Source organism: Pseudescherichia vulneris NBRC 102420 (assembly GCF_000759795.1).
Taxonomy (GTDB): Bacteria; Pseudomonadota; Gammaproteobacteria; order Enterobacterales; family Enterobacteriaceae; genus Pseudescherichia; species Pseudescherichia vulneris.
The window spans coordinates 25,968-44,634 of sequence record NZ_BBMZ01000004.1; the positions used below are offsets into that span (position 1 = coordinate 25,968).

Below are 18,667 nucleotides of genomic sequence, written 5' to 3' on the forward strand. Positions count from 1 at the left end.
TCTTTGTAATGGGAATGCTTAAACGCCAGGCTCCTGATGCAATCTCCGACAGGCGCTGCCGTCCTCACGGAACAGATGGCAGCGCTCCGGCGGCAAGCCGATAGCGAATGTGGCACCCTCTTCTACCAACACCACGTCCCCCTGGCGGTAAACCAGGTTTTGACGGATGGCGGGGATCTGGATATGAATTTGCGTTTCGTGACCTAACTGCTCAACAACCTGTACCTGCCCCTCCAGCGTGACATCGGCGATGTCGCTGGGCAGCAGATGCTCGGGACGGATCCCAAGAGACATATTTGCGCCCACCTGAACGTGAGCGCTGTCTACCGGCAGCCAGATCTGCTGGCGGTTCGGCAGCTCTACCTGCACCTGCTCAATGGCGGTAGCGGTCACCTTGACCGGCAGGAAGTTCATCTTGGGCGAGCCGATAAAGCCCGCCACGAAACGGTCTGCCGGGTAGTGATAAAGCTCCAGCGGCTTGCCAATCTGCGCCACGCGTCCGGCGTCCAGCACCACAATCTTGTCCGCCAGGGTCATCGCCTCGACCTGATCGTGGGTCACGTAGATCATCGTGCGCCCGAGGCGCTTGTGCAGGCGGGAGATCTCAATTCGCATCTGCACGCGCAGCGCCGCATCAAGGTTCGAGAGCGGCTCATCGAGCAGGAACACGCGCGGCTCCGCCACCAGCGTACGGCCAATGGCGACGCGCTGGCGCTGACCGCCAGAGAGCGCTTTCGGCTTGCGATCCAGCAGATGGCCCAGCTGTAACACCTCGGCAACCTGGTTGACGCGCTGGTTAATCACCTCTTTCTTTGCGCCGGCCAGTTTCAGGCCGAACGACATATTCTCTGCCACCGAGAGGTGGGGATAGAGCGCATAGGACTGGAACACCATGCCAACGCCGCGATCCGCAGGCGGGATCTCGTTCATTCGCGTGTCGCCAATCATTAAGTCGCCGCTGGTAATGGTCTCCAGCCCGGCAATCATGCGCAGCAGGGTCGATTTTCCGCAGCCTGACGGTCCGACAAACACCACGAACTCCCCCTCCTGGATGTCGAGGTTGATGTCTTTTGACACCACTACGTCACCCCAGGCCTTCGTCACATTCCTCAGCTGCACGCTCGCCATGCCCTTCTCCCTTCCTTCGTTACAACCCTGAAACATTCAGTTGCAGTGACTATGCGTCATGTGTAAGTCAGGCGAATCCTCCACCCCCCGGTTTTTTATGGGGGAGGAGACGGGAGGATGAGCGGCACGTCTCTGCCACCGCGGTCGCGGGCTGCGGGCAATTTTCGTGATGCCGCCAGCAAAAATTGCGGCGCTTTTGTGTGCGCCGGTACGCATAACTCTGTTTTATGTAACAACGATCACACATCGCGGCGGCAGGGCGTAGGTCGGGGGAGGATGAGAAGCGCTTGTCAAACCGGGAGACTGAGAGGCGTCAATTTATCGCTACCTAAAGGACGGGATTTATGAACATGAAAACTGGCGCTCGCATCCTTGCGCTCTCCGCGCTGACGACGATGATGTTTTCCGCCTCGGCCCTTGCCAAAATTGAAGAAGGCAAGCTGGTGATCTGGATCAACGGCGACAAAGGCTATAACGGCCTCGCGGAAGTCGGCCAGAAATTCGAGAAGGATACCGGGATTAAGGTCACCGTTGAGCATCCGGACAAGCTGGAAGAGAAATACCCGCAGGTGGCAGCGACCGGTGACGGCCCGGACATTATCCTTTGGGCGCATGACCGTTTTGGTGGCTATGCCCAGTCTGGCCTGCTGGCGGAAATCACCCCCGACAAAGCCTTCCAGGACAAGCTGTTCCCGTTCACCTGGGACGCAGTGCGCTATAACGGCAAGCTGATCGCCTATCCGATCTCCGTTGAAGCCCTGTCGCTGATCTATAACAAAGACCTGGTGCCGAACCCGCCAAAAACCTGGGAAGAGATCCCGGCCCTGGATAAAGAGCTGAAGGCGAAAGGCAAGAGCGCGCTGATGTTCAACCTGCAGGAGCCGTACTTCACCTGGCCGCTGATCGCTGCCGACGGTGGTTACGCGTTTAAATTTGCCGACGGCAAGTATGACGTGAAAGACGTGGGCGTGGACAACGCCGGTGCTAAAGCGGGCCTGGGCTTCCTGGTTGATCTGATCAAGAACAAGCACATGAACGCGGACACCGACTACTCCATCGCCGAAGCGGCCTTTAATAAAGGCGAAACCGCGATGACCATCAACGGTCCGTGGGCGTGGTCAAACATCGACAAGAGCAAGGTGAACTACGGCGTAACGCTGCTGCCGACCTTTAAAGGCAAGCCGTCGAAACCGTTCGTTGGTGTGCTGAGCGCGGGCATCAACGCCGCCAGCCCGAACAAAGAGCTGGCGAAGGAGTTCATTGAAAACTACCTGCTGACCGACCAGGGCCTGGACGCGGTTAACAAAGATAAGCCGCTGGGTGCCGTGGCGCTGAAATCCTTCCAGGAGACCTTAGCGAAGGATCCACGCATTGCCGCCACCATGGGCAACGCCGAGAAGGGCGAAATCATGCCTAACGTTCCGCAGATGGCTGCCTTCTGGTACGCGGTGCGTACGGCAGTGATCAACGCCGCTAGCGGTCGCCAGACCGTGGATGCCGCGCTGAAAGATGCGCAGGGTCGTGTTACCAAGTAATAAAAATGGCGGGTGGCAAATCGCTACCCGCCCTACAACTGACAATGTTTTCCACGGTTGTTGAGGAAGTGTCTCATGGATGTCGTTAAAAAGAGTGCCTGGTGGCAAAGCAACGCGCTGAAGTGGTCAGCGATCGCCCTGCTGGGGCTGCTGGTGGGCTATCTTGTGGTTTTGATGTACGCCCAGGGAGAGTACCTGTTTGCCATCACGACGCTGATCTTAAGCTCGGTTGGCCTCTATATTTTTGCCAATCGTAAAGCCTACGCCTGGCGCTATGTCTACCCCGGTCTCGCCGGGATGGGCCTGTTTGTTCTCTTTCCGCTGATCTGCACCATCGCTATCGCCTTCACTAACTACAGCAGCACCAACCAGCTGGCGCAGGAGCGCGTTCGCGACGTGCTGATGGATCGCGTCTATCAGGCGGGTAAGACCTTTAACTTTGGCCTCTATCCGGCAGAGAATAAATGGCAGCTGGTGCTGACCGACGGCGAGAGCGATAAGCACTACGTTTCGGAACCCTTTACCCCCGGCGGCGAGCAGACCCTGTCCCTGAAAGAGGCAGCGGCTCTGCCTGCGGGCGAACGCGCCAACCTGCGCGTAATTACCCAGCAGCGCCAGGCGCTGACGCAGCTGACCGCCGTGCTGCCGGATGAGAGCCACGTGGTGATGAGCTCCCTGCGCCAGTTCTCCGGCACGCGCCCGCTCTATACCCTTGCCGACGACGGCACGCTCACCAACAACCAGAGCGGCGTTAAATACCGTCCTAATAACGAGGTCGGTTTCTATCAGGCCGTCAACGCCGACGGCGGCTGGGGCAGCGAGCGCCTCAGCCCAGGCTATACCGTGACCATCGGCTGGGACAACTTTATGCGCGTCTTCACCGACGAAGGCATTCAGAAGCCGTTCCTGGCGATCTTCGTCTGGACCGTGGTCTTCTCACTGCTGACGGTAGTGCTGACCGTGGCGGTCGGCATGGTGCTGGCGTGTCTTGTGCAGTGGGAAGCCCTGCGCGGTAAGGCTATCTACCGGGTGCTGCTCATCCTGCCCTATGCCGTACCGTCCTTTATCTCGATCCTGATTTTCAAGGGGCTGTTTAACCAGAGCTTCGGTGAAATCAACATGATGCTGGGGGCGCTGTTCGGTGCCAAGCCCGCCTGGTTTAGCGATCCCACCACCGCCCGTGCGATGGTAGTCATCGTTAACACCTGGCTCGGCTATCCCTACATGATGATCCTCTGCATGGGCCTGCTAAAAGCAATCCCTGACGATCTCTATGAGGCTTCATCAATGGATGGCGCAGGTCCGATGCAGAACTTCTTCCGCATCACCCTGCCGCTGCTGGTCGTGCCGCTCACGCCGCTGATGATCGCCAGCTTTGCGTTTAACTTTAATAACTTCGTGCTGATCCAGCTCCTGACCAACGGCGGCCCGGATCGCCTGGGCACCACCACGCCCGCAGGCTATACCGACCTGCTCGTGAGCTACACCTACCGCATCGCCTTTGAAGGCGGCGGCGGTCAGGATTTCGGTCTCGCCGCGGCGATTGCCACGCTGATCTTCCTGCTGGTTGGCGTCCTGGCGATTGTGAATTTGAAAGCCACGCGCATGAAATTTGATTAAGGGAGAGACAGACAATGGCTATGGTTCAACCCAAATCGCAAAAGCTACGCCTTTTCCTTACGCATCTGGGGCTGCTGATTTTTATCGCGGCGATCATGTTCCCGCTACTGATGGTCATTGCCATCTCGCTGCGTCCCGGTAACTTCGCTACCGGCAGCCTGATCCCGGATCAGATCTCGTGGGAGCACTGGCGTCTGGCGCTGGGCTTCAGCGTTGAACATGCGGACGGGCGCGTTACTCCGCCGCCGTTCCCGGTGCTGCTGTGGCTGTGGAACTCGGTGAAAATCGCCGGTATTACGGCGGTGGGCATCGTGGTGCTCTCCACCACCTGCGCCTACGCCTTTGCCCGCATGCGCTTTACCGGTAAGTCGGCGCTGCTGAAAGGGATGCTGATTTTCCAGATGTTCCCGGCGGTGCTCTCTCTGGTGGCGCTCTATGCCCTGTTCGACCGCCTCGGTCAGTACGTACCCTTCATCGGCCTGAATACGCACGGTGGAGTGATCTTCGCCTATCTGGGCGGCATCGCTCTGCATGTCTGGACGATCAAGGGCTACTTTGAAACCATCGACAATTCGCTGGAAGAAGCGGCATCGCTGGATGGGGCGACGCCGTGGCAGGCATTCCGTCTGGTCCTGCTGCCGCTTTCGGTGCCGATTCTGGCGGTGGTGTTTATTCTGTCGTTTATCGCCGCCATCACTGAAGTCCCGGTCGCCTCGCTGCTGCTGCGCGACGTCGACAGCTATACCCTGGCGGTAGGGATGCAGCAGTATCTCAACCCGCAAAACTACCTGTGGGGCGATTTTGCCGCGGCGGCGGTGCTCTCTGCTATTCCGATTACCCTTGTCTTCCTGCTGGCCCAGCGCTGGCTGGTTAACGGCCTGACGGCAGGCGGGGTGAAAGGCTAGATTTCATCATGTAATGCCACTGTTATCCTCAACGTTGATCTATCCATTTGTACTTTGACTTGTGACTGTTATTGGCGCTCTTAGGAGCGCCATTTTTTTGCCCAACTCTATTCCCATGAAAAGAGTAAGCGTTTAATCTGCTCACAGCTGCGCTTTTGGAATTACTTAAAAAATCCATGAAATCAGGAGGGCACATGCGCCAAAGGATCATAGTCTGTCCAATCATTAAAAATAATGGCGACTATCTACTATGTAAAATGGCTGATGACCGCGGTGTGTTTCCCGGCCAATGGGCGCTATCTGGTGGAGGAATGGAGCCTGGAGAGACGATCGAAGAGGCCCTCCGCCGCGAAATCCGCGAAGAGCTTGGTGAGGAACTTCGGATAACGGAGATCGCCCCCTGGACGTTCAGAGACGACATTCGTGTGAAAACGTATCCTGACGGGCGTAAAGAGAAGATCTATATGCTCTATCTCATCTTTGACTGTATTAGCGCCAATCGCCAGGTCACGTTTAACGACGAGTTTCAGGAGGTTAAATGGGTGAGTCCCAACGACATAGGGCAGCTCGATCTAAACGAAGCCACCCGCATGACATTTAAACAGAAGGGAATTCTGTAATCACGTAGACATCTTGCCCGGTGGCGCTTCGCTTACGCGGGCCTACAAACCACACCGCGCGCGACGTAGGCCGGGCAAACGCAGTGCCGCCCGGCATTTTACTCCCGCTTCAGCCGTTTCGAGTTGCAGAGCCAGAGGGTAATGACCAGCAGCAGGATAGCGCCGGAGTAGATCAGCACGTCCATCGGCGACTTGTGGTCGACGATGATCAGCCGCACGATGGCGGTGATGCCGATATAGACAAAGTAGCGTAGCGGGAAGTGAAAACCAGACTGAAAATACTTAACAATCAGGGCGATAAATTCGAAGTAGAGAAAGTAGACCACCAGCCCCTCAACCAGCTCATATTTGCTGGTCTGCTCCGGCGCAAAGAGCACGTCCGCAAGGTGCACCGTCTCTTTACCGAGAAAGACCACCAGGATCAGGCCAAGGCTCAGCAGCCCAAGATTCAGCACGGTCTGTAGGATGGTGGAGATGAACTCAACGCGTGGACGAATAAGCGATGTCATACGGCACCTCATTCTCAGTGGCGAGCTCTATGTATAGCGCAGAAGTGTGATCCAGATCTAGATTCTTTACTTATGGTATGGCCGGGCAGCGTTGCGCCGCCCGGCTCAGCGTTAGCGGAAGTTGACGCTCCGATCGCTGGTCATGTCATACAGCTGGAACTTACGTCCAAGCTGCTGACCGCCGTCGCGGGTAAGCGGCGTCCAGCCGATAGCCGCCCGGCTGCGGGTCGGGCCAGAGGCAAAGAGATCCAGTGGAATCGATACGTAGACCCCCTTGGTGAAATCCCCTTCTCCGTACTCGTCCGGTGACACGTTGGTCAGCGTGGCATAGGTGCCTACGACGACGCCGCTGTCGAAGTGTTTCGACACCTCCAGCGTGCCGCCCTTATCCCCCGCCAGATACTGCCCGACGCTGGCTTTAATCAGCACGTCCTGAGCAAAGGAAGGCGTCCAGTAGGCGGTCAGGTGTCCCGTCTTCGCGCTGTAGTCGGTGAACTTCATCATCTCCTTCGGGCTACGCCAGTCACGCTGCTTGACGTAGTTAGCATCAATCCCGAAGGCCCAGTTGCTGTCCACCGGTCGCCAGAGCACCTCGGCCCCGGCTCCACCGTACATCGTCTCCAGATAGCCGCCGTACACCTGACCATAGAAGCCGTTGCCAAGATACTGGAAGTAGTTGGCCTGAAGGTTGTTAACGTAGTAGTCATTCGCTACGTAGTCACGCACGTGGGTACGCACGCGAGGCAGATGGGAGTCGTCCGGCGGATCGGTGTAGTTGAATTTGTCGTAGTTGTTGGCAATGTTGCCAAACAGGCTGCCGGTGGTCAGCAGGTGGTCGGTCAGCCAGAGATCGGCGGTTGCCATCACCCCTAGCTGGTACATATAGAAGCTTTCCGGGCCGCCTACGGACTGGTTCAGCACCGGATCGATATGGAAATCGAAGCGGGACTTCTCCATATACCAGCCCTGCTCGGTGCTTTCAGGCACCTCTGGCTCAACGCGTTTCTGCACCAGGGTCGTCTCATGTCCCAGCGGCTCTCCGGCCAGATGGCGTTGCAGACTTGCCACGTCGGTCTCGGTAGTCACCTGCGGCAGGTTGAGGCGGTTCTCGGTCACGCGGATGGTTTTTACGCCGTCCGGCAGATCGTTGGCGATGATCCGGTTCGCCCGCTCAATACCTTCCTCAGTATTGCGGTATTTCACCTGTTCGCCGGTCACGTAGAGCGTGTCGCCTTTCACCTGAATTTTCGGATCCGCCAGCCCGGCGTTGTACTTCAGCTGCGTGAGCTGATTCGCCACCACCGCGTGCTGCATAATGGCGTCCTGCGGCTGCGGCTCATACTGCGGGCGGGCGTTATCATTGTAAGAGGGACGCAGATCGTTGAAGTTAGAGTGCAGGGTAAAGCCAAACATCACCGTGTTGCCGCGCTCGTAGCTCAGGTTGACGTCGGCCCAGTCCGCCACGCGATAGGTCGCCCCAACGTTAACTTTGCTGCGCTGCGGCAGACGACCGGCAAAATCCTGCTGATAGTTATTGCCTTCATACTCCAGCTTCAGGCGCAGCGGCTGCCATGGCGTCTGGTACTCCACGCCGCCAAACAGCGATGCCGGGCCGTGGAACATCTGGCTACCGTCAATGGAGCCCGCCTGGTTGTAGCTGTTATCGCGGTAACAGTACTTCTCATCGTAGGAGCAGAGCGGGTTTTTGATATTGCCCGCCGTGCCAAGGTAGCCCCAACCCAGCCCGAGGGTGAAATCAAACGGCCCCCATGCCTTGCTCGCCACCAGATACTCAGCATCGAACAGCCCGGTCCCGCCGATATCCCGTGCGCCTACCGCCACCTGCGGCAGCCAGTACCCCTCTTCCCATAGGCGCAGCTTGAGATCGAACGCTTTGTCTTTATAGGTTTGATCGCCGGAGAAGGCGTCCACGCTGCTGTACTGCCGGGTACGCACGTCAGTGTAGCGCAGGGTCGTCTCTAGCCACGGAAAGAGCTGAATCGAACCGGAGTAGTAGCGGTACTGATCGTTATCGCGATAGTTAAGGCTGATCTCACCCTCACGCGCCATCCGGGCGGTGGGCGTTTGCAGCAGCCCCACGCCGCCGAAGTCGGTCTGGGTAGGCCCTGACGGCGCTGGATACGTTTCCGCATGGCAGGCGGCGCTGACGCTGAGCGCCAGCAGGCTGTAAAGAGAAATTTTCTTCATTAATCCGGTATCCGATGCGTCAGGGAGGTGAGAATATCGGCGTTAATGCCGTCCCGGCTTTTCGTCCAGACGCTTTCAGCAAAGCCAACAAAAATCGTGCTGCCCGGCATGGGTTCCACATGGCGTTTGTTCCAGTAGGCCACCGGCACGCTCTGAGTGCGGCCATCGGGATAGATCACCCACGCCGTATTGCGATCGGCCCCGCTCAGCAGGCCCATCTCATCGAGATACCCCGCCACGTCGCGTCCCGGCGTAAACGGCTTTTTGCCAGGGCTACTCACCAGTCCCAGCACGGTGACTGTAGAAGGCTGTGCGCCGATCCACAGGGTATACTCGCCCTCCAGCGGCGGGTTCGCGCCGGGCTGAACCCGGACCCGATCCGGATCGAGGGGCACCAGCTGGCGTCCCGTAACCTTGATGCCCTGCAGCTGCTGACGAAGGGCGTTAATTGCGGCGGCATCCTCTCCCTCTTCATCTGCCGCGAGGGCGGCCAGACGCGCCAGCAGCGCTTTATGCCGCTGCGTTTCACGCTGGGTGGCGTGCTGCTCGCTAATGACCGCGCCCGGCCACCAGCTGTTGGCCAGCCGAGGCTGACCCACTAAATCGATAAGATGCGCGGCATCGGTGAGCGTCTTAGGCTCCGCGCTCCCGGGGGTGTAAACCTTAACGGTGCCGGCTGCGAAGGCAACAGAGGAAGCAAGGCTAAAAATAAGCGAGGCGATTGCGGTTAGCTTCATTGTTTTGCCGCCTTGATGAGCGTGGTCTCAACCGGGAACCAGTCTGCGCCAAGGTACTGTAGCGACCGCCGGATCTGTCCCTCGCTGTCTATCCAGAAGCGGTTGGTCCAGGATTTTTGCTCTGTCTCCACGTGCTCTTCCAGCACGCGTACCACGGTAACATCGCTGCCCACCGTCACCGTATCCTGCCCGGCCCAGCGGAACTGCGAGCGGGCCGTGGCGTAGCGCACCTGGCCATGCTCGGTCCAGCCCAGGGTGCGCGTCCAGTCTGCGCCATCGGTAATGCGGTTCGGTTTGATCAGCGGGTCCGCCGCCAGGTTGTTCACCTCAAGCAGGTTATCGCCGGGCAGCTGGGTTTTAACGAGGCGACCATGCTGGGTCACCAGAATCGACTGGTCCTGAGTCGCCCACTTCTGCTGACCGTTTTCAGAAAAAGCGAGCACCACAAACAGCTGAGGACCGCCGTTTAGCTGCATATACTGGCTGGCATAGGGCATATCCTGAATATCTTCATCGGTAAGATGCACGCCGGGGGTGCCAAATACGCTGCCCCACAGCGCACCGCCCAGCCCTTTGGTCGTGCCGGAGCACGCCTGCAGCAGCAGACAAAGCAGAATAATTCCCGGTCGCTTCACGACAATTCTCCAGGGGCAAAATAACCACACCGAAGTGTGGTTAGAGTTAAAGCACTGATGATTACTGAGTGCTGGTCGTTGTGGTGGTGGTGGTTCCGGTATTAGAACCGTCGCCGCCACCGGTCGCCGCGAGGGCGACGCCTACCGCTGAGCTGACGGTGCTAACGCTGGTTGCGGAGGAGCTTCCCGCCGAAACCGACGTTGCCGCCGACCCTGCTGCGTCACCTACTTGTACCGGAGCGGCATAAGCAGAGGTCGCGGCAAGCGCGGAGATGGCAAAAATGCCATACAGGACTTTATGCATATCAATTTCCCTTCATTGAATGAATGGATATTTACCTGAACGGAGTCAGGCGCAGTCGAGTATACACAACCGATACGCGTGATTGGCGTCACTGAGAATTACAAGGCGGGTTTTAGGATTAATGGAACCCGGAATTTTGCTAAGACATATAATTATTATATGACTATAAAATTCAGTCAGTTAAAATAGTTAACCAAAACTGCAATATCCGTTTACTCCTAAAAATTTGATGAAGTAATAACCTACCGCTGTGGATTTTCAGAATAAACTCACGCGCATAAAAAATGCCGGCGTTATGCCGACACTTTTATTTATTACGACTTAAGTAATATTAACGCCAGGATTTATAGCGGTTAATTAAACCGTTGGTCGAGCTATCGTGGCTGCTGATATCGCTGTTGTCGCCCAGCTCCGGCAGAATACGGTTTGCCAGCTGTTTACCCAGCTCTACGCCCCACTGGTCGAAGGTGAAGATGTTGAGGATAGCGCCCTGGGTGAAGATTTTGTGCTCATAGAGCGCAATCAGCGCCCCGAGGCTGAACGGGGTGATCTCACGCAGCAGGATGGAGTTAGTCGGGCGGTTGCCTTCAAACACCTTGAACGGCACAACGTGTTCCAGCGTGGCCGGATCTTTACCCTGGTCACGATACTCCTGCTCAACCACATCGCGGGATTTACCGAACGCCAGCGCTTCAGTCTGTGCAAAGAAGTTAGAGAGCAGCTTCTGGTGATGATCCGACAGGGCGTTATGGGTGATGGCCGGGGCGATAAAGTCGCACGGTACCATCTTGGTGCCCTGGTGGATCAGCTGGTAGAAGGCATGCTGGCCGTTGGTGCCAGGCTCACCCCAGATGATTGGGCCGGTCTGGTAGTCCACGGCGTTGCCGTTACGGTCAACGTACTTACCGTTAGACTCCATGTTGCCCTGCTGGAAGTAGGCTGCGAAGCGGTGCATATACTGGTCGTAAGGCAGGATCGCTTCCGTCTCCGCGCCGAAGAAGTTGTTGTACCAGATACCGATCAGCGCCAGCAGCACCGGCAGGTTTTTCTCCGCCGGGGTAGTGGCGAAGTGCTGGTCCATGGCGTGCGCACCGGAGAGCAGCTCAACAAAGTTGTCGTAACCAACGGAGAGAATGATCGACAGACCAATCGCCGACCACAGGGAGTAGCGTCCGCCTACCCAGTCCCAGAACTCAAACATGTTGGCGGTATCGATACCAAACTCACCCACCGCTTTCGCATTGGTAGAGAGCGCAGCAAAGTGTTTCGCCACGTGCTGCTGGTCACCGGCCGTCTTCAGGAACCAGTCGCGCGCGCTATGGGCGTTGGTCATGGTCTCTTGCGTGGTGAAGGTTTTGGACGCCACCAGGAAGAGCGTAGATTCAGGATTGACCTTCTTCAGCACTTCGGCAATGTGCGTCCCGTCGACGTTGGAGACAAAGTGCATGTTCAGGTGGTTTTTGTACGGGCGCAGCGCTTCGGTCACCATGAACGGGCCGAGGTCGGAGCCACCGATACCGATGTTCACCACGTCGGTGATCGGTTTCCCGGTATAGCCTTTCCACTGGCCGGAGATGATGGCCTCTGAAAAGGTTTTCATCTTCTCCAGCACGGCGTTGACTTCCGGCATCACGTCTTTACCGTCGACAATAATCGGCGTGTTGCTGCGGTTACGCAGCGCAACGTGCAGCACCGCACGATCTTCGGTGCGGTTGATCTTCTCGCCGGAGAACATGGATTTGATCGCGTCGGCCAGCTCGGTCTCTTTGGCTAAGGCCAGCAGCTTTGCCAGCGTCTCTTCGGTGATGCGGTTTTTAGAGAAGTCCACCAGCATCTGATCGTTGAAAGTCGCGGAGAATTTGCTGAAGCGGTCGCTATCGCTGGCGAACAGCTCGGCGATAGTGACCTCTTTCATTTCATCGAAGTGTTTCTGTAGTGCCTGCCAGGCAGAAGTCTGCGTTGGGTTGATGTTTTTCATAGCAATACTCTTCTGATTTAGGATCCTAACTGCGGTCGATTGTAGCGCCTGCGGACGAAAATTGTGACGGTTTTTATGCTTTTGCCCGAAGGGGGCCGCCATGCACTCATGAGAGCGGAACAGGGCAAAGTATAGCGTTTATAAGTTATTTTCCTGGGATAACCCTGAACATGAAAAATCCGCATAACCGTAGCGTTGACAGCGCCCCCTAGAAACCTTTATTTATAAAGGATTACTTATGTTATCAAAGTATGTATTCCCATAGGGAATAGCCAGAAGAGGCGCGTCGTCCAGGGTAGTGTGCTTGAGGAGCCAGTCCGCAGAGAGCACAGGAGGGGGAACAACGCCGAGGTGGTAGAGCGTCTGGCCGCGCTTGCCATCGGCTACAGGGGCTGAATCCCCTGGGCTGTCACCAGAGACGTTCGCAGTCGTGCGTCTCGCAAGGTGGAGCGCTTCTGGGTGTAATCGTAGCGGTTTATTGCTCTGCGCCTACCCCGTTTTTCGCTCTCTCCTTGTTCCAGGGCTGACTATTTGCACCTGATACGAGGTTGTTATGATCAACGCAGTTTCCCCGCTTGGTGTTACTAAGCCTATTGTTGCTAAATTTGGCGGGACCAGCGTCGCCGATTTCGATGCCATGAACCGCAGCGCCGACGTGGTGCTCTCCGACGCCAGCGTTCGCCTGGTGGTGCTCTCTGCTTCTGCGGGGGTGACCAACCTGCTGGTGGCACTCGCCGAAGGGCTGGAGGCCAGCGAGCGCTTCGTGAAGCTCGACGCCATTCGCAAAATTCAGTTCGATATCCTTGATCGCCTGACGCGCCCTGACGTCATCCGCGAGGAGATCGAACGCCTGCTGGAAAATATTACTACCCTGGCGGAAGCCGCTTCCCTTGCCACCTCTACCGCGCTGACCGATGAGCTGGTAAGTCATGGCGAGCTGATGTCGACCCTGCTGTTTGTGGAAGTGCTGCGCGAGCGTAGCGTGCAGGCGCAGTGGTTTGACGTGCGTAAAGTGATGCGTACCAGCGATCGCTTTGGCCGCGCCGAGCCGGACGTTACCGCCCTGGCGGAGCTGGCGGCCCAGCAGCTGGCCCCGCGCCTCGCCGAAGGGTTAGTGATTACGCAAGGCTTTATCGGCAGCGAGCCGAAGGGGCGCACCACTACCCTGGGCCGCGGCGGCAGCGACTACACCGCCGCCCTGCTTGGCGAAGCGCTGCATGCTTCCCGAGTGGATATCTGGACCGACGTTCCCGGCATCTACACTACCGATCCGCGCGTCGTGCCAGCCGCCAAGCGCATCGACGAAATCGCCTTTGAAGAGGCCGCTGAGATGGCGACCTTCGGCGCGAAAGTGCTGCATCCGGCCACCCTGCTGCCTGCGGTGCGCAGCGATATTCCGGTATTTGTTGGCTCCAGCAAGGATCCCAACGCGGGCGGGACGCTGGTCTGCAATGAGACGAAGAACCCGCCGCTGTTCCGCGCCCTGGCGCTGCGCCGTAAGCAGACCCTGGTGACCCTGCACAGCCTTAACATGCTGCACTCCCGCGGCTTCCTGGCCGAAGTATTTGGTATGCTGGCACGCCACAATATCTCCGTCGATCTGATCACCACGTCGGAAGTGAGCGTGGCCCTGACGCTGGACACCACCGGCTCGACCTCCACGGGCGACACGCTGCTAACTCAGGGACTGCTGACCGAGCTGTCGTCTCTGTGCCGCGTAGAAGTGGAAGAGAACCTCGCCCTGGTGGCGCTGATTGGTAACGATCTGTCAAAAGCCTGCGGCGTGGGCAAAGAGGTGTTTGGCGTGCTCGATCCGTTTAACATCCGCATGATTTGCTACGGGGCATCCAGCCATAACCTCTGCTTCCTGGTGCCTGGCGCGGAAGCCGAGCAGGTTGTGCAGAAGCTGCATCATAATTTGTTTGAATAAAATTTCAGCACACGATAAAAAATACCTATAGCCGGGCTCGAACCCGGCTTTTTTATAACTAAATGACACAACGACACGACAATACTGCAAGGAATTCATTATGTTAACCGCCATCACCCGGCTGTTCCCCCTGTGGGCGCTGCTGCTCTCTGTTCTCGCTTACTACACCCCTAACACGTTTACGGGCATTGGCCCGTGGGTGACCACGCTGCTGATGCTAATTATGTTCGGCATGGGCGTGCATCTGAAGATAGAGGATTTTAAGCGCGTGCTGTCGCGCCCAGCTCCGGTCGCAGCGGGCATTTTTCTCCACTATCTGGTGATGCCCCTCGCCGCCTGGCTGCTGGCCATGCTCTTTAAGATGCCGCCGGATCTCTCCGCCGGGATGGTGCTGGTGGGCAGTGTTGCCAGCGGCACGGCCTCCAACGTCATGATCTACCTGGCCAAGGGGGACGTGGCGTTGTCGGTCACCATCTCATCGGTCTCTACGCTGGTGGGCGTGGTGGCGACGCCGCTGCTGACGCGCCTCTACGTGGATGCGCATATTCAGGTGGATGTGATGGGGATGCTGCTGAGCATTCTGCAAATCGTGGTGATCCCCATTGGCATGGGGCTGATTGTCCATCACCTCTTACCGCGTCTGGTGAAGGCGGTGGAGCCGTATCTGCCGGCGTTTTCGATGCTCTGCATTTTGGCGATCATCAGCGCGGTGGTTGCAGGCTCTGCATCGCACATCGCCTCCGTTGGCTTTGTGGTGATTATCGCAATCATTCTGCACAATACCATCGGCCTGCTGGGCGGCTACTGGGGTGGGAAGCTGTTTGGCTTTGATGAGTCCACCTGCCGGACGCTGGCAATTGAGGTGGGAATGCAGAACTCCGGCCTGGCCGCAGCGCTGGGTAAGATCTACTTCTCACCGCTGGCCGCCCTGCCCGGCGCGCTGTTCTCGGTCTGGCACAACCTCTCCGGCTCTCTGCTGGCAGGCTACTGGTCGGGCAAACCGCTTAATGAGCACAAAAGAAGCGATGCGGTGAAAGAGCGCTAATTCACTTCGCGCCAAGTCGGGCATGCTTTACACTGAAGCCTCTTCTACAGGAGGCTTCAGCGATGGCTACACCAAGATTGACGCAAAAAGAGATGACGGAGAGCGAGCAGCGGGAGCTGAAAACCCTGCTGGATCGCGCCCGTATCGCCCATGGCCGCACGCTAACCAACGCGGAAACCAATCAGGTCAAGAAAGAGTACATTGATAAGCTGATGGCGCAGCGCGAGACCGAGGCAAAAAAAGCCCGCAAGTTAAAAAAAGAGCAGGCGTACAAACCCGACGCAGAAACGACCTTCTCCTGGTCAGCCAATACCTCAACCCGTGGAAGGCGCTAATTAGCGCCCTTTCTTTTTACGCCCCGGCTGCACGAACCGTTTTCCGGCCGGTTTGCTGCGCTCTTTTTCAGCTGATTTCGGGGCGTTCACCACAGGACGTTTAACCCCCTGGGTTTTCGGTTTCGCCTTCGCTTTCGGCTTCGCCTCTGACGATGAGTTTTCGATAAGCTTGAACAGCTCCACCAGCTCATCGTCGGTCAAGTCACGCCACTCGCCCACGGGGATCCCGGTCAGGCTGACGTTCATAATGCGCGTACGCTCCAGCTTGGTCACTTCAAAGCCAAAGTGCTCGCACATCCGGCGGATCTGCCGGTTTAAGCCCTGAACCAGGGTAATGCGGAAGGCGAAGGGTGCCTCTTTTTTGACTTTACATTTTTTGGTGACGGTGCCCAGGATCGGCACGCCTGCGCCCATGCCACGGATAAACTCGTCCGTGATGGGCTTATTCACCGTGACCACATACTCTTTCTCGTGATCGTTACCGGCGCGCAGAATTTTGTTTACCAGATCGCCGTGGTTGGTGAGAAAGATCAGCCCCTGCGAATCTTTATCCAGGCGGCCAATGGGAAAGATGCGGCTGCTGTGGTTAACGAAATCGACGATATTGTCTTTCTCACTCTCTTCCGTGGTGCTGACAATTCCCACCGGCTTGTTCAACGCGATAAACACCAGATCGTCCTCTTCCCGAGGCTCGATCAGTTGACCGTTGACCTTGACCACGTCGCCTGCGACAACCTGATCCCCTATCCCGGCGCGCTTGCCGTTGATAAAGACGTTGCCCTGCTCAATGTAGCGATCGGCTTCGCGACGCGAGCAGATCCCGCTCTCGCTGATGTATTTGTTTAGTCGGGTGGATTGTGGTGTCAGCATAGTTTCTCCTGTAAAGGCGAAATATACCCTGGGTGCCGTTTTGTGTGCCAGAGGGAAATCGGTACTGATTGTAGGCCGGATAAGCGCAGCGCCATCCGGAAATATTTACACCTTACCCGAATACGACTTTCATCGTGCCTGGTATGGTTTGCGCCTTACCGACGACAATATCGACATCTCTTCCCAGCCGCGTCAGGCAATCGAGCATTTTCGCCTCGCTGATCCCGCGAAATTGACCACGCAATAAGTTCGACAGTTTAGGCTGGGTCATACCTAAAATACGGGCTGCCTGCTGCTGAGTCAGCCCACGCTCTTGTAGAATGTTATGAATCGCCATTGCCAACTGCGCCTTAAGCTGCATCTCCTCGGCGTTAGCGTAACCTAAATCGGCATAGACGTTCCCACTACCCGCTTCGATTTCATTTTGCATATTAGGATCCTTGCGCATGATTCTGAGCAGCCTTGAGCCGCTGGTAAATGAGTGCAGCATCTGAGTAGATCCTTCTTCGACTGACCAACCCAATACAATGGTTTTATCATTCCCTCTCCTTGATTATACCCATTTGGATATAAAAAGCATCGTGTCAAAGGAAAGATAAACAAAAAGCCCTGCATAGAGCAGGGCTTAAAGCAAAATCTACGAGGCGGTTTCCAATATCAGTATTCCCCGCGCTCCTCATCCTCGTCCGGCTGTTCCAGCACGCTGTAGGCCACCGCACAGAAGAGCGAGTTGAGGCGTTTCATATCGCCCAGCAGGCCTAAATGCAGCGAGCTGGTTTCGATACTCTGCACGTTCTGCTGATGCAGGCGATCCACGTGGGCGTGGGCGTAACGGCGATTGAGAATACGGAAACGGTGCTTGCGGCGGCGCAGGCGACGGGCACCCGCTACGTCGCTGGAGAAAAACACCGACATCGCCATCTGTAAATTACTGCGCAACTGCTCCAGCAGACTATCCAGCTCGTTAAGACCTTCAACGGAGAAGGCACGCCGGGCTGCCAGCGACTTATCGGCAATCTCGCTGCCCATCCGCTCAATGATGTCTGACGCCTGCTCAAGGTTGAGCGACATCTCAATAATCTCCGCCCAGCGGCGCGACTCTTCGTCGGCCAGCTCATCCTTCGGCATCCGCGCCAGATAGAGTTTGATGGCGGTATAGAGTACGTTGATATCATCGGCGATTTTACGCAGCTCTTTCTCCTCGCGCGGCTCGCCGTGCATGATCTTCTTCAGGCCGTCGAGCATCTGCTCCATGGCGTCACCCATACGCAGCGACTCGCGGGCGGCGTTAGCCAGCGCCAGCGTCGGCGTATCCAGCGCGGAGGTATCAAGATGCTTCGGCTTCAGGCGCATATCCAGCTCAGGTTCGTCGCGGATCAGCCGCTCACACAGACGGGCCATCGGCCCGGCGAACGGCACCATCACCAGGCAGCGGATCAGGTTATAGAAGACGTGGAAATAGATGACCAGCTCTGCATCCGGCAGCGGCAGCCTGTCCAGGACCACGGCCAGTGGATGCACAAAGGGAAGGATCAGCAGGCTACCCACCAGCTTAAACAGCAGGCTGCCCATCGCAACGCGGCGTGCTGCTGCGCTGCTGGCGCTGTTATTAAGCACCGCCAGCAGACCCGAGCCGAGGTTTGCACCAATCACCAGGCACAGCGCCACCGGAAACGAGATGATCCCCGCCGCGGTCAGCGTCGCGGTCAGCAGCACCGCCGCAAGGCTTGAGTAGCTGATAATGGCAAAGACCGCGCCAATCAGCGCGTCCAGCATAATATCGCCGGTCAGCGAGGCGAAAATGACCTTCACGCCGCTGGCCTGGGTTATCGGCGTCACGGCCTGCACGATAAGCTCCAGCGCCAGCAGGATCAGCCCAAGGCCGATGCTGACCCGACCAAGCTGCCCTACGCGGGACTGCTTGCGTCCGAGGAAGAAAATAACGCCAATAAAAATCAGCAGCGGTGAAAGCCAGGAGAGATCGAAGGTGAGGATCCGCGCCATCAGCGCGGTACCGACGTCAGCCCCCAGCACAATCACCAGCGCCGGGGTCAGGGCCACCAGATCCTGCGCTACAAAGGAGGTGACCAGCATCGTGGTGGCGTTGCTGCTCTGCACCAATGCGGTGACGCCAATACCCGCGCAGAAGGCCAGCGGTTTTTTCTCAACGCTGCGGCCCAGCACGGTACGCAAACGCGCGCCAAAAACGCGCATCACGCCCGTACGTACGATATGCGTGCCCCAGACCAGCAGTGCAACGGCGGACAACAGGTGTAAAAGCGTTAGCACAGGGTTACGGCCTCCTTAT

Annotated in this window: 17 protein-coding genes and 1 riboswitch; of the genes, 7 read left to right on the forward strand and 10 right to left on the reverse strand. The window is 57.3% G+C overall.

Translation table 11 applies throughout. From position 1 onward, the window contains the following. Positions 1-18: 18 nt before the first annotated feature. Complete coding sequence (gene malK / locus EV102420_RS03385) at positions 19-1,128, reverse strand: maltose/maltodextrin ABC transporter ATP-binding protein MalK (protein ID WP_042388901.1); 1,110 nt, start codon at positions 1,126-1,128, stop codon at positions 19-21. A gap of 344 nt (positions 1,129-1,472) precedes the next feature. Between malK and malE the strand changes: the two genes are divergently transcribed. From malE to nudI, 4 genes are all read left to right on the forward strand, one after another. Beyond that, positions 1,473-2,663, forward strand: a complete 1,191-nt coding sequence (malE, locus tag EV102420_RS03390) for a maltose/maltodextrin ABC transporter substrate-binding protein MalE (protein WP_042388903.1) — start codon at positions 1,473-1,475, stop codon at positions 2,661-2,663. 75 nt (positions 2,664-2,738) lie between these two features. Then, positions 2,739-4,283, forward strand: a complete 1,545-nt coding sequence (gene malF / locus EV102420_RS03395; RefSeq protein ID WP_042388906.1) for a maltose ABC transporter permease MalF — start codon at positions 2,739-2,741, stop codon at positions 4,281-4,283. Positions 4,284-4,297: 14 nt separating this feature from the next. Continuing rightward, a complete protein-coding gene (malG, locus tag EV102420_RS03400; RefSeq protein ID WP_042388909.1) occupies positions 4,298-5,188 on the forward strand; it encodes a maltose ABC transporter permease MalG in 891 nt (296 codons plus the stop codon). 194 nt (positions 5,189-5,382) lie between these two features. Continuing rightward, positions 5,383-5,808, forward strand: a complete 426-nt coding sequence (gene nudI / locus EV102420_RS03405; protein WP_042388912.1) for a nucleoside triphosphatase NudI — start codon at positions 5,383-5,385, stop codon at positions 5,806-5,808. 98 nt (positions 5,809-5,906) lie between these two features. On the opposite strand, the gene psiE is transcribed toward nudI, so the two are convergent. The 6 genes from psiE to pgi form a co-directional block, all read right to left on the reverse strand. Beyond that, positions 5,907-6,317 carry a phosphate-starvation-inducible protein PsiE gene (psiE, locus tag EV102420_RS03410; protein WP_042388915.1) on the reverse strand — a complete coding sequence of 137 codons (411 nt, stop codon included), beginning with the start codon at positions 6,315-6,317 and terminating at the stop codon, positions 5,907-5,909. Between the two features lie 111 nt (positions 6,318-6,428). Then, entirely contained in the window at positions 6,429-8,525 is a 2,097-nt protein-coding gene (locus tag EV102420_RS03415) for a YjbH domain-containing protein (protein ID WP_042388918.1), read from the reverse strand. Then, positions 8,525-9,262, reverse strand: a complete 738-nt coding sequence (locus EV102420_RS03420; RefSeq protein WP_042388921.1) for a capsule biosynthesis GfcC family protein — start codon at positions 9,260-9,262, stop codon at positions 8,525-8,527. The genes EV102420_RS03415 and EV102420_RS03420 overlap by 1 nt, the downstream gene beginning before the upstream one ends. After that, positions 9,259-9,897 carry a YjbF family lipoprotein gene (locus EV102420_RS03425; protein WP_042388924.1) on the reverse strand — a complete coding sequence of 213 codons (639 nt, stop codon included), beginning with the start codon at positions 9,895-9,897 and terminating at the stop codon, positions 9,259-9,261. Before EV102420_RS03425 ends, EV102420_RS03420 begins: the two co-directional genes overlap by 4 nt. 61 nt (positions 9,898-9,958) lie before the next feature. Further along, complete coding sequence (yjbE, locus tag EV102420_RS03430) at positions 9,959-10,201, reverse strand: exopolysaccharide production protein YjbE (protein WP_042388925.1); 243 nt, start codon at positions 10,199-10,201, stop codon at positions 9,959-9,961. A gap of 331 nt (positions 10,202-10,532) precedes the next feature. Continuing rightward, a complete protein-coding gene (gene pgi / locus EV102420_RS03435; RefSeq protein WP_042388928.1) occupies positions 10,533-12,179 on the reverse strand; it encodes a glucose-6-phosphate isomerase in 1,647 nt (548 codons plus the stop codon). Positions 12,180-12,447: 268 nt separating this feature from the next. Beyond that, positions 12,448-12,642: riboswitch (Lysine riboswitch) on the forward strand. 90 nt (positions 12,643-12,732) lie between these two features. Between pgi and lysC the strand changes: the two genes are divergently transcribed. The 3 genes from lysC to EV102420_RS03450 all read left to right on the forward strand — a co-directional run bounded on the left by lysC (position 12,733) and on the right by EV102420_RS03450 (position 15,489). Beyond that, positions 12,733-14,109 (forward strand): lysine-sensitive aspartokinase 3, encoded by a 1,377-nt coding sequence (gene lysC, locus EV102420_RS03440; RefSeq protein ID WP_042388930.1) that lies wholly within the window; start codon positions 12,733-12,735, stop codon positions 14,107-14,109. 100 nt (positions 14,110-14,209) lie between these two features. Continuing rightward, a complete protein-coding gene (panS, locus tag EV102420_RS03445; protein WP_042388934.1) occupies positions 14,210-15,154 on the forward strand; it encodes a ketopantoate/pantoate/pantothenate transporter PanS in 945 nt (314 codons plus the stop codon). A 62-nt stretch (positions 15,155-15,216) separates the two neighbouring features. After that, positions 15,217-15,489 (forward strand): YjbD family protein, encoded by a 273-nt coding sequence (locus tag EV102420_RS03450; protein WP_042388936.1) that lies wholly within the window; start codon positions 15,217-15,219, stop codon positions 15,487-15,489. Here EV102420_RS03450 and rluF read toward each other — a convergent pair whose 3' ends face one another. The 3 genes from rluF to EV102420_RS03465 all read right to left on the reverse strand — a co-directional run bounded on the left by rluF (position 15,490) and on the right by EV102420_RS03465 (position 18,648). Continuing rightward, positions 15,490-16,359 carry a 23S rRNA pseudouridine(2604) synthase RluF gene (gene rluF, locus EV102420_RS03455; RefSeq protein ID WP_042388939.1) on the reverse strand — a complete coding sequence of 290 codons (870 nt, stop codon included), beginning with the start codon at positions 16,357-16,359 and terminating at the stop codon, positions 15,490-15,492. Between the two features lie 112 nt (positions 16,360-16,471). Further along, positions 16,472-16,789, reverse strand: a complete 318-nt coding sequence (locus tag EV102420_RS03460) for a helix-turn-helix domain-containing protein (protein ID WP_042388965.1) — start codon at positions 16,787-16,789, stop codon at positions 16,472-16,474. A gap of 227 nt (positions 16,790-17,016) precedes the next feature. Continuing rightward, positions 17,017-18,648, reverse strand: coding sequence for a Na/Pi cotransporter family protein (locus tag EV102420_RS03465; RefSeq protein WP_042388942.1), 1,632 nt, complete (start codon positions 18,646-18,648; stop codon positions 17,017-17,019). Positions 18,649-18,667: the final 19 nt, after the last annotated feature.